At 65.9% G+C, this 13,757-nt stretch carries 10 protein-coding genes; 6 read left to right on the top strand and 4 right to left on the bottom strand.

Features of this window, described 5'->3' with window-relative positions:
* Positions 1-183: 183 nt before the first annotated feature.
* Positions 184-1,917, top strand: a complete 1,734-nt coding sequence (locus VFT73_RS11055; RefSeq protein WP_326410959.1) for an asparagine synthase-related protein — start codon at positions 184-186, stop codon at positions 1,915-1,917.
* A 183-nt stretch (positions 1,918-2,100) separates the two neighbouring features.
* Here VFT73_RS11055 and VFT73_RS11050 read toward each other — a convergent pair whose 3' ends face one another.
* Positions 2,101-2,754: a PEPxxWA-CTERM sorting domain-containing protein gene (locus VFT73_RS11050; protein WP_326410957.1), complete on the bottom strand. Its 654-nt coding sequence runs from the start codon at positions 2,752-2,754 to the stop codon at positions 2,101-2,103.
* Positions 2,755-3,159: 405 nt separating this feature from the next.
* Here VFT73_RS11050 and parE point away from each other — a divergent pair, with 405 nt between their 5' ends.
* Positions 3,160-5,139 (top strand): DNA topoisomerase IV subunit B, encoded by a 1,980-nt coding sequence (gene parE / locus VFT73_RS11045; RefSeq protein WP_326410954.1) that lies wholly within the window; start codon positions 3,160-3,162, stop codon positions 5,137-5,139.
* A 3-nt stretch (positions 5,140-5,142) separates the two neighbouring features.
* Here parE and VFT73_RS11040 read toward each other — a convergent pair whose 3' ends face one another.
* Positions 5,143-7,827 carry a TonB-dependent receptor domain-containing protein gene (locus VFT73_RS11040; protein WP_326410952.1) on the bottom strand — a complete coding sequence of 895 codons (2,685 nt, stop codon included), beginning with the start codon at positions 7,825-7,827 and terminating at the stop codon, positions 5,143-5,145.
* A 3-nt stretch (positions 7,828-7,830) separates the two neighbouring features.
* Entirely contained in the window at positions 7,831-9,417 is a 1,587-nt protein-coding gene (locus tag VFT73_RS11035) for a hypothetical protein (RefSeq protein ID WP_326410950.1), read from the bottom strand.
* A gap of 214 nt (positions 9,418-9,631) precedes the next feature.
* Here VFT73_RS11035 and VFT73_RS11030 point away from each other — a divergent pair, with 214 nt between their 5' ends.
* Positions 9,632-10,222, top strand: coding sequence for a DUF4142 domain-containing protein (locus VFT73_RS11030; RefSeq protein ID WP_326410948.1), 591 nt, complete (start codon positions 9,632-9,634; stop codon positions 10,220-10,222).
* A gap of 2 nt (positions 10,223-10,224) precedes the next feature.
* Here the strand turns inward: VFT73_RS11030 and mutM are convergent, their stop codons facing one another.
* The gene (mutM, locus tag VFT73_RS11025; RefSeq protein ID WP_326410946.1) at positions 10,225-11,037 is read right to left on the bottom strand and encodes a bifunctional DNA-formamidopyrimidine glycosylase/DNA-(apurinic or apyrimidinic site) lyase; all 813 of its coding nucleotides are present in this window, start codon (positions 11,035-11,037) and stop codon (positions 10,225-10,227) included.
* A 55-nt stretch (positions 11,038-11,092) separates the two neighbouring features.
* On the opposite strand from mutM, the gene VFT73_RS11020 reads away from it, so the two are divergent.
* The 3 genes from VFT73_RS11020 to VFT73_RS11010 form a co-directional block, all read left to right on the top strand.
* On the top strand, positions 11,093-11,824 hold the full coding sequence (locus VFT73_RS11020) for a class I SAM-dependent methyltransferase (RefSeq protein WP_326410944.1): 732 nt from the start codon (positions 11,093-11,095) through the stop codon (positions 11,822-11,824).
* Positions 11,825-13,357, top strand: coding sequence for a 2-polyprenylphenol 6-hydroxylase (gene ubiB, locus VFT73_RS11015; protein WP_326410942.1), 1,533 nt, complete (start codon positions 11,825-11,827; stop codon positions 13,355-13,357). It abuts the gene before it with no gap.
* Between the two features lie 4 nt (positions 13,358-13,361).
* A partial coding sequence (locus VFT73_RS11010; RefSeq protein ID WP_326410939.1) for a flavoprotein occupies positions 13,362-13,757 on the top strand: 396 nt, incomplete at its 3' end.

Here is a 13,757-nt window from a genome sequence, read left to right as displayed (position 1 = left end):
GCGACCGCAAAACCTGCGGTAGGAAAAACGCGCCAACCTCGCCCAATCCCGCGATAAAAAACAGTTAATGTTTGCAACTTATATTGCGGTTAACCAGCGGGTTCTGTAGGGCTGGAGTGCTCTTTTGGGGGCTGGAGGGCAATGCACGTTGTTGGCTTAACCGGCGCGCCTGACGCGCTGAGGATGGCAATTCAGCAGCTCGAGGCAATGGGCATCGGGCAGGTGTGCCTGCATCCCGGGCTCGCCCTCGCCTGGTCGGGAAATGCCGACGTGCATGCCTCGCAAAGCGGCCGGCTGGTCACGCGCGGCATCTCCAATTTCGACGAATCGCTGGACCGCCTCGTGTCGCCCGCCGAAATCGAGGCGAGCCTGGAATCGGGCAAAAAGCCGGCGCAGATGCGGCTGGCTTCGCCGTCCGTCACGCTCTGGCTCGATCCGTCGCTGAAGCGCATCGCCGCCTTTCCCGATCGTTATGCGCTCGGCGGCCTCTATTGGGGCTGTTCGTCCGATCTTTCCGTAATTTCCTCGGCCTCCTGGATCGTCGCGCGGCTGCTTGACCGCCCGATCGAGATGCGGGCGCTGGGCGGGCTGGCCCTTGTCGGGCACGGGGTCGGCTCCGGAACCATGTTCCAGCATGTGTTCCGCGTCACGCCCGGCACCTATCTCGAGGCGGCGGACGGCCTGGTCGAGACGGCGCGCTTCAGCAGCGATTTCGAGGCGCCGGATCGCCTTGACGCCAATCTGTTCAGGGACGTGGTGCGCGCCCGGGCGGCGGCCTATCCCGACGCGCCGGTCGAGTTCAGCGGCGGCTTCGATTCGCGGCTGATCATGGCGGCATTCGATCCGGCCGATCTCTCGCGCCGGCTGGCCTATACGATCGGCTTCGACGACATGCCCGACGTAATCGTCGCCAGGCAGCTCGCCGCGGCGATGAACATGAAGCACGAGCTTCACCAACCCACCACGATTGATTCCCTGACCAACGGCGATTTTGCGAAGCTCCTTGTCGAGCTTGCGCGCAACGGGGAATTCTCCTCGAATGCCATTGATCGAAGCCTGTTCGACCTGACCGAACGGGAGCGGCCGGTCTCGTCCCGCTTCAACGGCCAGAATGGCGAGCTGCTGCGCGGCTTTTATTATCCGTGGCAGCCGATCGCCCGCAATGCGAGCTCCGGCCCGATCGACCGGCTGGTGCGCTGGCGGCTTGTATTCAACGATTGCGCCGATCCGTCGCTGTTCGATGCCGATTGGCTGAACGCGGCGCTGGCCGAATACACCGCGCACGTGACGGACGTACTGGCCGCAAGCGCCGGCCCGGCCTGGGGCAGCCGGCTCGACAATCTGTATCTGACCGAGCGGATGACGCGCTGGTGCGGCGATGCGCTCGGCGATCTGCCGGTGCGCCGCTCGGCAATCATGCCGTTTTTCGATCACCGTTTCGTCGAAAGCGCGCTGCGCGTGCATCCGGGGCAGAAAAAGCACGGGCGGCTGCAGGCAAGGCTGATCAGCGAGCTGAATCCCGTGCTCGGCCGGATTCCGTTCGACACCGGCCGCACCCCGGCCGAGATCGCGTCGCCGCCGCTGATCGATCTCCACGGTCATTTCGCGCTGGCGTCGAAGTCGGCGAAGAAGGTCATGCGCCGCATCCGCAACACGCGCCCGCAGACGATCATCAAGTCCGCGCTCGACAAATTCTACGAATGCGGGCCGGAGACGGTCCTGACCAGCCTGGCGTCGCACAAATTCGATTTCCTGGCCCGGGACCGGCTGGACGCGCTCTTTTCCGGTCAGTGGCGCCCGAACCGCTCCACGATCGGCATGCTGGTCAACCTCGAAGCGCTCGCCCGCGAAATGGCCGAGCGCGCCGACTGGGCCGGCAAACCCCAACCCGACACCGCCCAACGCCTGATCGCCTGATCGGGGCCTGATCGGGGATCGGGGGCGGCTTACCTGACGGAAGCCACGCATGGCCCGGTGCCGAAACCGCCTCCGGCTTCGGCGCTCCTGCCCGGCAAAGAACTTGAGATCCCGAAAACGAAAAACGCCGCCGGCCTTTCGACCGGCGGCGTGGGCACCGACTAGCTCGAAATATTATCGTTCTTATGCAAACGAAACCTTGGTGCGCCGACGCATGCCGAGGCCGACGGCGCCGAAGCCGAACAGCATCATCGCCCAGGTGGCCGGTTCCGGCACGGCCGCGGCGCTCAGCTTCGCAAAGACGGTGAGCTCGCGGGCCTCGTCGCCGTCCAGACCGGCGACGTCGAGGTCGATGCGGTACAGGCCCGCCGCGTTCTTGTCATAGCCGAACACGCTGCCGAACCAGTCCAGCCGCGCGCTGTTCTGCGCGCTGCCGTTCTGGAACTCGTTGTCGGTCGCAAACGTGAGCACGTCGATCGTGGTCGACTCGTTGGTCGCGACATTGATGAAGGTCAGGTACGACTGGCGGATGTTGTCGCTTCCGAAGCCGCCGCTGTTCGCATCGATGCCCCAGTCCACGCTGATCGTCTTCCCGAGCCCGAACGAATAGACGCCGCTGCTGTCGGAGGCCGAAGCGGTCTGGAACGTCTCGTGCAGGCGCAGATAGAGCTGGTTGCCGCCGTCGGTCGTGAGCACAGCCGTATTGGCCGGCGAATAATCGTTTCCATGGCCGAAGTACCAGCCGTCGGCCGGAGCCGAATTATAGGTTACGGAATCCGCCGCCTGAACCGAAGTGGCGGTCAGCATCGCTGCTGCCGCGATCAAAATCTTCTGCATGTTAACCCCTGTCTTGCTGGAGCAAGTCGACGCGCCAATCGGGAGGGGTAGCGGCGGGCTTATCATTTGTTAAGAATGAATCCGCTTGAACTCGATACCGTATCGAAATGACACGCCGGCTTCGCTGGCGCCGCGATCGAAAGCGCTGTCCGGCACGGGGCCGCTCTTCTCCCGGCGCCGGCCAAATTGGCCCCGCCCAGACATCCCGATCCGACCGCCTCGCCGCACCTCTCTCGCCGCGCCCGGCCGCATGGCGGCTCTGTCCTACTCTCATCTGTTCTGCTATTGTTCCCACATGCCTCCTCCAGCCCCAGCCTGCACGCCCGCCCCTTATCCCCACATGCGCGAAGTTCGTGAGTTTTGCCGGCTTTCGCCCCGCCCCTTCGCCCTTCTATAGCTGAGCCCATGTCCGATCTGTTCGCTTCCAACGCCGCGCTTTCCACCGATTACGACGCCTCCTCGATCGAGGTGCTGGAGGGGCTGGAGCCGGTTCGCCGGCGGCCCGGCATGTATGTCGGCGGCACCGACGAGCGGGCGCTGCATCACCTCGCCGCCGAAGTGCTCGACAACGCAATGGACGAGGCGGTCGCCGGCTTCGCGACGCGGATCGAGGTGACGCTGGAGCCCGGCAACCGGATCACCATTGCGGACAATGGCCGCGGCATGCCGGTCGACCCGCACCCCAAATATCCGGACAAGTCGGCGCTGGAAGTGATCATGTCGATGCTCCATTCCGGCGGCAAATTCGCGGGCAAGGCCTATGCGACCTCGGGCGGCCTGCACGGCGTCGGCGTCAGCGTCGTCAATGCCTTGTCGGCCGAGACTGTGGTCGAGGTCGCGCGCAACAAGTCGCTCTATCGCCAGCGCTTCGCCCGCGGCGTGACGCTCGGTCCGCTGGAGGAGCTGGGCGCGGTGCCGAACCGGCGCGGTACCACCGTTTCCTTCGTGCCCGATCCGGAGATTTTCGGCGACGAGCTCAAGTTCAAGCCGGCGCGGCTCTACCGCCTCGCCCGCTCCAAGGCCTATCTGTTCGCCGGTGTCGAAATCCGCTGGAAATGCGCGCCCGAGCTGATCGTCGAGGCCGGCATCCCCGCCGAGGCCGTGTTCCAGTTCCCCGGCGGCCTTGCCGACCATCTGAAGGAGCAGATCGGCGAGCGCGAGTGCGCCACCACCGAGTTCTTCACCGGCGCACAGGAGTTTCCCGACGGGCAGGGCCGCGTCGAATGGGCAGTCGCCTGGCCGCTGTGGAGCGAAGGCAGCTACAGCTGGTATTGCAACACCATCCCCACGCCCGACGGAGGCACCCATGAACAGGGGCTGCGCGCGGCGCTGACCCGCGGCATCCGCGGGTTCGGCGAGCTGACCGGGCAGAAAAAAGCCAAGGACATTTCGGCCGAGGATATCGTCACCGGCGCCGAGCTGATGCTGTCCGTCTTCATCCGCGACCCGCAATTCCAGAGCCAGACCAAGGACCGGCTGACGTCGCCGGAGGCGGCGCGGCTCGTCGAGAACGCGATCCGCGACCATTTCGACCATTTCCTCGCCGACCGTATGGAGCGCGGCAAGGCGCTGCTCGGCTTCGTCATGGACCGGATGGACGAGAGGCTGCGGCGGAAGGCGGAGCGCGAGGTCAAGCGCAAGACCGCGACCGGCGCTCGCAAGCTTCGGCTGCCCGGCAAGCTCACCGATTGCGCTAACGACAGCCCGGAAGGCACCGAGCTGTTCATCGTCGAGGGCGACTCGGCGGGCGGGTCGGCCAAGCAGGCGCGCGACCGCAAGACGCAGGCGATCCTCCCCATCCGAGGCAAGATCCTGAACGTCGCCTCCGCCACCGCGGACAAGATCCGCGCGAACAACGAGATCGCCGACCTGATCCAAGCGCTCGGTTGCGGCACGCGCGACAAGTGCGTGCCGGACTCGCTCCGCTACGAACGCATCGTCATCATGACCGACGCGGACGTAGACGGCGCGCACATCGCGACATTGCTGATGACGTTCTTCTTCCAGGAAATGCCGGACATCGTCCGGCGCGGCCACCTCTATCTCGCCCAGCCGCCGCTCTATCGGCTGACCGCCGGCGGCAAGAGCCTCTACGCCCGCGACGACGCCCACCGCGCCGAGCTGGAGGCGAGCGAGTTCAGGGGCAAGAAGGTCGAGGTCGGCCGCTTCAAGGGCCTGGGCGAGATGAACCCGCAGCAGCTCCGCGAAACGACGATGGACCCGAAGACGCGCAGCCTGATCCGCATCACCCTGCCCCAGGACTATGAGGAGCGCGCCGGCGTCCGCGACCTGGTCGACCGACTGATGGGCCGCAACCCCGAACATCGCTTCCAGTTCATCCAGGAAAACGCCTCGCGCCTGGACGAGGAAGCGATCGACGCGTGACCGTCAGAAATTGACGCTCCATCCCAGCGTCACCGTCGTCCCTACGTCATAGAGATTGTAGAACACGACATTGTCGCCTGAGCGCTGATATTCCTTGTAATCCTGCCCGGTCAGGTTCCGCGCCTCGAACTTCAGCTCGGAGTCGATCCCGAACACCCTGAGGCCCTGCCGCGCCACCAGGTCGATCCTGAGGCCCGGCCGTTCGAAGATGTCGGGCAGCTGCACCGCACTCCGCGAGCCGCGGTTGGTCACGCGTTTGCTGGCGTAGCTCAGCAGGATCGTCTGCTGCGACAGCGCGTCGCGATCCTCTAGCCCCAGCTCCAGATTGGCGACGTGATCCGACTGGCCCGTGAGCGGAGCCCCGTCGCGGAACAGCTCGGACGCGCGGTTGACCGACGCCTGGAACACCCGCACCGGATCGTTCGGGCCGACCTGCAGCTTCGACTTGGTGTAGGTGTAGTTGCCGATCACCACGATCCGCCGCCGCGACCAGAAGGGGCTGTCGCTGCCGTCCAGGTTGACGTGCGTCTTCAGCTCCACCTCGCCGCCATGGAGAATCGCGCGCGGCGCGTTCGCGAAGCTGGATACGATCCCGTTTTCGCTGGCGCTCGCGAAGGTCTCGATCGGATTGTCGATCCGCTTGAAGAAGCCGGACAGCGACAGCTTCTGCTCGCGGGCGAAATACCATTCGTACCGTCCTTCGAAATTGTAGAGCTGGCTGTCGACCAGCAGCGGGTTGCCAAAGAATGGGCGGTTCGCCTCGGGATCGAAATATTGCTGGAAGATCAGCTCACGGAACTGCGGCCGCGCGATTGTCTTCGACGCGTTCAGCCGGAACTGCATCTCGTCGTTCAACTGATAGGTCAGCGTCGCCGCCGGCAGCAGATAGTCGCGGTTCAGCCGTGTCGACGCCTGCGATGCGATCGGATTGATGAACACCTGGACGGGGGTAACGCTCTGCCTCGCCGTTTCGTAGCGCACGCCCGCGTTCAGGCTCACTTCCGGCGTCAGCTGCACTGTCGCCTGCCCGTACGCGGCATGGTTCCGCAGCCGCGCGTCGAATTCGGGATTGCCCTCGTTCGCATCGATCAGGCCGATGCCGTAGAAGTCGATGACCGACTTCTGCAGCAGCAGGTCCGGCCGGAACAGCGCCGGCGCCTGCGGCAGCCCGCCGCCTTGTGCCAGAAACAGGAAATCGCGCCGCTCGGTGATCCGTTTGGTGTCCGAAAAGGCATAGCCGGCGTTCAGGCGGATCGTGTCGCTCAGCCGATAGGACACGTCCGCGCCTGCCGACCAGAGATTCTCGTTCAGGTCCGAAAAGGCGATCTCGGCGCTGCCTGACTGCCCGTTGTTGAGCCGGTTGATGAAGGAGCTGCCATACGGATCGGACGGATTGTTGCTGCGGAAATACTCAAGGCTCAGCTCGTCCGGCGCCTCGCGCTGCGAGTTGGCGAAGCCGCCGCGGACGTCGATGCTGAGCCGATCGGTCGGCTCGAACTCACCGACCAGCTGCGTGTCGACCAGCTGACGTTCGAACCAGGCAGTATCCTGCTGCAGGAAGGTGGCGGTTGGGTTCGTCGTCAGCTTCGAGCCGATTCCCAGTCGGGCCTGCTTCAGCGTGTCGCGGACCAAGACGTTGGTCCAGCGGATGTGATTGTCGCCGAACTCGAGCCCGTAGCCGACAAGGGCGTTCACGACGACGCGGTTGTCGGTGATGACGCGGCGGAAGTCATTCTCAAGCGCGGACAGGTCGGCTGCCGCAGGCGTCTGCTGGATCGTGTCGCGGGTGCGCCATTTGTTCGAATAGCCGAAGCTGGCGATCACGCCCAAGGTGGCGTCCCCGAACACGTCCCACGACGTGCCGCCGCTCAGCGATGCAGTGAAGTTGAACGGAATGTCCGTGTTGCGCTGGGCGATGCCGTTGCGCCCGTTCACCAGCTGCGCCGCGATTGTCTGCGTGTCGACGGTGCCTTCCGATATGCGCCTGCCGCTCGCGAGGTAAGAACGGAGCGCCGGCGGCAGCTCGCGGCTGCCATTGTCGAAGCCGGTCCAATCGCTCTTGCTGCCGTGATAGGTATAGCCCAGCAGCCCAGTCGTCTCGCTGTTCGCGCCGATGCTGCCGCCGACCGTCAGGAAGCTCTCCTCCGGGATCGCCTTGGTCGTGAGGTTGATCACGCCGCCGCCGAACTCGCCGGGGAAGTTGACGGAATAGCTCTTCTGGACGAGCGACGAGGCGATGATATTGGTCGGGAAGATATCGAGCGGCACCACGCGCTTCAGCGGCTCCGGGCTCGGCAGCGGTGAGCCGTTGAGCAGCGCCAGCGAATATCGGTCGCCCAGGCCCCGCACATAGACATAGCCGTTGCCGACCACGCTTAGACCGGTGGTGCGGCCCAGCGCGCCGGCGATGTCGCCTTCGCCGGTACGCAGGACGTCCGCCGTGCTGAGCACCGTCAGCACCTGCGAGGTTGTGCGGGACGGGTCGACATAGGCTCTGCCCGAGACGACGATATCCGATCCGCCGGGTACCGAGACATCGGTGCCGTCCGCCGCGCCCGCCGCCGGATCGGCGGCAGGCGCTTCGACCGCGGGTGCGGCGTCGGCGGGATCGGGAGCGGCAAGAGCAGCACGCGGAACGAGCGCGGTCGAGACGAGCAGCAGGCCGCCCAGGGCCAGTGACTTCGACATCGATCAAAGCACCGGGATCGTGGTGCAGAGGCCGGTCGTGTTCGCCAAACCGAAATCGGCGATCGAACTGTTGCAGACCCAGCCCTTGTACCATTGGTCGTTCCCATCGCGGAACGCGCCGATATAGTTGACCGCGGTGAAGAAACCGCCGGCGACCTGTGGGTCGGCATTGAGGCTGGTGACGTCGAACGCGGGCGTCGCGGTCTCGTTGGCGCCGTTCACGAAAACATTCGTCAGCGTCGGCGTGAAGCTCGAGTTATTGTTGTTCGAGCCCGAGCCGAAAATCCCGCTGACCTGATCGACCGTAACGCCGGTGCCGGCGGAGAACGGCGCCGCGCCACATTGCATGACCACGGAACGGAAGGCCGGAGGTCCGAGATCGTCCTGTGCCGGATCGGCCGCTTGGATCGTCTTGCCGTTAGAGATACGCAGACACGTAGTTGGCGATGTGATGATGCTGTTCGCGATCGTGTAATCGGCGCCGCCGCGCAGCAGGACCGCAGTACCGTTCGACTGCGAGAAGCGGTGAATGGCGGTCATGTTCGACACGATCGTGTTCTGGCGCGGCGTGTCGACGTCGGCGGTGTTGTCGGTGTCCGCCTCGATGATCGAGTCGCCGACGTCCGGCTTCTGGACCACCAGCACATATTGGGCGTTCAGCTTCACGCCGGTGTCGGAATCGAGGTTATCGTCCTCGGCGCCGATCGACACGAAATACTTCAGATTGACGCGGCCGCCGAAGAACTCGGCACCGTCGTCGGAGCTGTTGAACGACATGATGTGGTCGAGCTTGGTCGCGCGCCCCACGCCTTCGGTGGTCAGCGACTGAAGCTCGCTGTTGCCAGACAGAATGAAGCCCGAATAGCGGATTTGGACATAGCTGACCGTGCCGCTGTTGTCGGTGTTCGTCGCGCCGCCATAACGCGCCGGATCGATCGCGCCTTCGGTCTGGCGCTCGCAGGTTGCGGTGCCCGGAGTGCCGGTCGCGCAATCGGTGATCTGGGCGCGCCCGGCCAGCACGATGCCGCCCCACAGGCCGGACGAGTTGCTGCCGGTCTCGTTGGTCAGGCCGACGACGTTCTGGCGGCTGGTGAAGATGATCGGCTGGGTGGCCGTGCCGACGGCGCTGATCTTGTTGCCGCGATTGACCAGGAGCCAAGATGCGCCGCTTTCGGCGAACACGATCACACCGGGATCGATCGTCAGTGTGACGTTCGTGTCCGCCGCCGATGCAGTCGGCCCGCCATCCGTGCCGACATCGACACGTCCGTTGATCCGATAGAGGCGCCCCGGGACCTTGGCGAGCTGGATGCTCTGCGAGATCCGGGAAGGCAGCGTGCAGACGCGGTAGCTGCCGGTCGGACCGCTGATCAGGCCGGAATCGGTCAGGCCGGCGATCCCGCCGCAATCGGCTGCCGGCGTCACGCCAGGGGTGGGCGTCGGGCTGGGGCTCGGTGACGGAGACGGGGACGGCGCCGGATTATTGATGATGATATTCCCGCCGGCGCCCGGCGAAGCGATGTCATCGGCGCCGCAAGCGGCCAGCGGAATGGCGGCGCCAAGCAACAGGAGCAGGCGAGTGCGCGACATGTGAGTCCCCTTTGGATGAATGAGCGGGAAGCGGCCCCGGACCGCTGCCCCCGCGGTTCCGCTAGGCCCGCCAAGCGTCAGTTTCGCGAAGGTCCGGTGACATCCCGGCGACACATTCGTGACGGGCTCGTGACGATGTTGCCCAGAGCGGCCCGAGCCGTTAGCGGGCGCGCCGAATCACCGCCGCAACGGTGCGGCACGTTCGGGGAAGATCATGTCCAAGCGTTTCATTTCCGCCGGCTTCGTCAGCCTCGCCGTCCTGCTCGCCGGATGCGACGGCAAGCAGGATGCCGCGGATCAGTCCGACAGGATCACGGTCCGGGAAGGCCGAACCGCTCAGGCTGCCGGCCCGGCACCAGCCGAAGCGCGCGGCCAGGATTTCGTCTCGGCTGTGATCGGCGACTATGATTTCGTACTGGCGAGCGCGCGTGCGGCTTCGGACAAGGCGGAGCGCGCGGACGTCAAGCAAATCGCCGCGAAGCTCGGCACCGAAATCGGCGCGTCACGAGGCGGGCTGGTGCAGATCGCGCAGGCGTCAGGACTGAAAGCAGAAGCCGGCGAAACGGCGCACAGCACCAAGCTTGCGATGCTTTCCTCGACGCACGGCGTCCCGCTCGAAAAGCTGTTCGTCGATCAACAAATCGAGGTGCTGAGCGAACTGCTCGGCCTGATCCGCGCCTACAAGAATGGCGGCGACGATCCGGAGCTGAAGCGCTGGGCGGAGGCCAATCAGTCGGTCGTCAACGACCGCCTGCTCGATCTCCAGACCCTACAGGCGGAAATTGAGCAGCAAGCAGCTCAATAAGATCAGCGCTGGCACGTCGCACAGTAGAAGGTGGAGCGCCCGCCATCGACGCGGCGCCTGACCGTTGCGCCGCAATGGCAGGACTGTCCTTCGCGGCCATAGACGCGCCACTGCCTGGCGAAATAGCCGAGTTCGCCGCTCGGCCGGGCATAGTCGCGCAGCGTTGAGCCGCCCGCTTCGATTGCCGCTTCCAGCACGTCCCGGATCGCCGGCACCAGTGCGTCCAGCCGCTTGCGCGCGATCCGTCCGCCGGCGCGGGTCGGGGCGATGCCCGCCATGTGCAGCGCTTCGCAGACATAGATGTTGCCGAGGCCCGCCACGATGCGCTGATCGAGCAGCAATGCCTTGATCGGCGCGCTCCGCCCCGCGAGCGCCGCGGCCAGGTAACGGGACGTGAATTCCGGCCCCAGCGGCTCCGGCCCCATCGCGGCGAAGGCGGGATAGTTCGGCAGATCGGTGGTCCGAAACAGATCGACCGAGCCGAACCGGCGCGGATCGTTCAGTGCCAGCCGGCGCCCGGCCCCGGTTTCCAGCACCAGATGATCGTGCTTGCCGATCTCCTCCGGGTCGAGCCGCCAGCGCCCCGACATGCCGAGATGAAAGATCATCGTGTCGCCGCGATCGGTGTCGATCAGCCCGTATTTCGCGCGGCGGCCCAAGGCTGTCACCCGGGCCCCGGTCAGCCGCTGGCGCAGGTCGGGCGGGAAGGCGAAGCGCAAGTCAGCGCGCCGCGCCTCGACCTGCGACAGCGTCTGTCCCTCCAGGACGGGCCGCAGCCCGCGGACGGTGGTTTCGACTTCGGGAAGTTCTGGCACAAGATGGAGCTAAGCGGCGTTTGCTAGGTCCACAAGCTCCCGCTATCGGACCGCCATGCCCGAAACAGTCTCCTTCGGTTACGAGGACGTCGCCCCAGAGGAAAAGACGGCCCGTGTCGGCGCGGTCTTTTCGAACGTCGCCCGCCGCTACGACGTCATGAACGACGCCATGTCCGCGGGCATGCACCGGCTGTGGAAGGACCGCTTCGTGCGCCGCGTGAAGCCGCGCGAAGGCGAGGACATTCTCGACATGGCCGGCGGCACCGGTGATATCGCCTTCCGCCTCGCCCGCCGCGGCGCGCGCGTGACGGTCGCGGACATCAATCCGCAGATGCTGGAAGTCGGTATGGGCCGCGCCCAGGCACGCGGGATCGACGGCCTGGTGTGGAGCGAATCCAATGCCGAGAGCCTGACCTTCCCCGACCGCTTTTTCGATGCCTACACGATCGCGTTCGGCATCCGGAACGTCACCGACATTCCGGCCGCGCTCCGCGAGGCGCACCGCGTGTTGCGCCGCGGCGGGCGGTTCTTCTGCCTCGAATTCTCGACGACGCTCTGGCCGGGCTTTGCCGAGGCCTATGATTTTTACTCGCACCGGATCGTGCCGAAAGTCGGCAAGCTGATCGCCGACGACGAGGACAGCTATCGCTACCTGATCGAATCGATCCGCCGCTTCCCCGACATGCCGACCTTCGAGCGGATGATCGGCGAGGCAGGCTTCGTGCGCACCCATGTCGAGCCCATGCTGGGCGGTCTGGTCGCCATCCATTCGGGCTGGAAGATCTAGTTGGCCTCCACCGCCACTCATCTGTTCCGGCTGCTGAAATGGGGCCGCACGCTGGCGCGTCACGGTGCGCTGCGCGGGATCGAGCGCGACCCGCTTACGCCGCCCGCTGTGCGCCGGCTGGTCAGGATCGCCCGCTTCGGCGCGCGCATCCCGCGCATGCCCGAATACGCCCATGCGTTCGAGGCGCTGGGACCCGCGGCGATCAAGTTCGGCCAGGCGCTGGCCACGCGCCCCGATCTGGTAGGTCCCGAAGCAGCCGCCGACCTGCTCCGCCTGCAGGACAACCTCCCGCCTGCGCCGTTCGAGGAAGTCCGCAAGGCCATCGAGCAGGCGCTCGGCAAGCCGATCGAGGAGCTGTTCCAGTCGCTCGATCCGGAGCCGATCGGCGCTGCCTCGATCGCGCAGGTGCACCGCGCCGTCACCAGCGACGGGCGCCAAGTCGCGGTCAAGGTGCTCCGCCCTGGCGTCGAGGAGGAATTCGCCAAGGCGCTCGACACCTATGAATGGGCAGCGGCCCAGGCTGAAGCGCTCGGCACCGAGCTGCAGCGGCTGCGCCCGAGGCTGGTGATCGCGACCTTCAAGCAATGGACGATGCGCGAGCTCGACCTGCGTCGCGAGGCCGCTTCCGCCTCGGAACTCGCCGAAGGGATGGAGGCGGAGCCAGGCTATTGCGTGCCCTCGATCGACTGGCAGCGCACCGCCCGGCGCGTGATGACGCTCGAATGGATCGACGGCATCAAGGTCTCGCGCCGCGACGAGCTGATCGCGGCCGGGCACGACGTGAAGGCGCTGGCGGCGCGCCTGGTCCGTGCTTTCCTGCGCCAGGCGATCTCCGAAGGCTTCTTCCATGCCGACATGCACCAGGGAAACCTGCTGGTGCGCCCCGACGGCACCATCGTCGCGATCGATTTCGGCATTATGGGCCGCATCGACCGCCGCGCGCGGATGTGGCTGGCGGAGATTCTCTACGGCCTGATCACCGGCAATTACGAGCGCGTCGCCGAAATCCATTTCGAAGCGGGATACGTGCCCCCGCACCACAATCTCGCCGAGTTCACGACCGCGCTGCGTGCGGTCGGCGAGCCGATCCGGGGCCTGCCGGTCAAGGATATTTCTATCGGCAACATGCTGGATGGGCTGTTCGCGATCACCCGCGACTTCGACATGCCGACCCAGCCGCATCTGCTGCTGCTGCAGAAGACGATGGTGATGGTGGAAGGCGTGGCGCAGACGCTCGATCCCGACATCAACATGTGGGAAACGGCCGGCCCGTTCGTGAAGGAATGGATCAGGACCGAGATCGGCCCCGAAGCCTGGGCGGCAGACCGGATCGTCGAGTTCGGCCGGACGCTGGCGCTGATCCCCGACCTGATCCGCCGCCTCGACTACCAGTTCCCAAGGCCCGGCGCAGCCCCGCCCCCTCCCCCGCTCGTCGACGTCAACGTGCTGGGCCGCGGCCATGGCTGGCGCTATGCGGGCATCGCAGTGCTGGCGGCGGCGATTGGGTCCGCCGTCACTCTGCTGCTAGTGTAATCGCATGACGGGCAAGCGCGTCCTCCTGATCGTCGGCGGCGGGATCGCAGCTTACAAGGCGTGCGAGCTGATCCGGCTGATCCGCAAGGCCGGGATGAGTGTGCGCTGCGTGCTGACCGAGGGCGGCGCGCAGTTCGTGACGCCGATGACACTTGCGGCGCTTTCCGAGCAGCCGGTCCACACCAGCCTTTGGGACCTGAAGGACGAGGCGGAGATGGGGCATATCCAGCTCAGCCGCGAGGCGGACCTGGTGGTGGTGGCGCCCGCGACCGCCGATCTGCTCGCGCGGATGGCTACCGGGATTGCCGACGATCTCGCGACCACGCTGCTGCTCGCGACCGACAAACCCGTGCTCGCCGCGCCGGCGATGAACGTGCGCATGTGGCAGCACGCCGCGACC

The organism is Sphingomonas sp. (genome assembly GCF_035758555.1).
Classification (GTDB): Bacteria; Pseudomonadota; Alphaproteobacteria; order Sphingomonadales; family Sphingomonadaceae; genus Sphingomonas_B.
The sequence above is the reverse complement of the archived record's forward strand: the minus strand, read 5'-3'. Positions and strand labels throughout refer to the sequence as shown.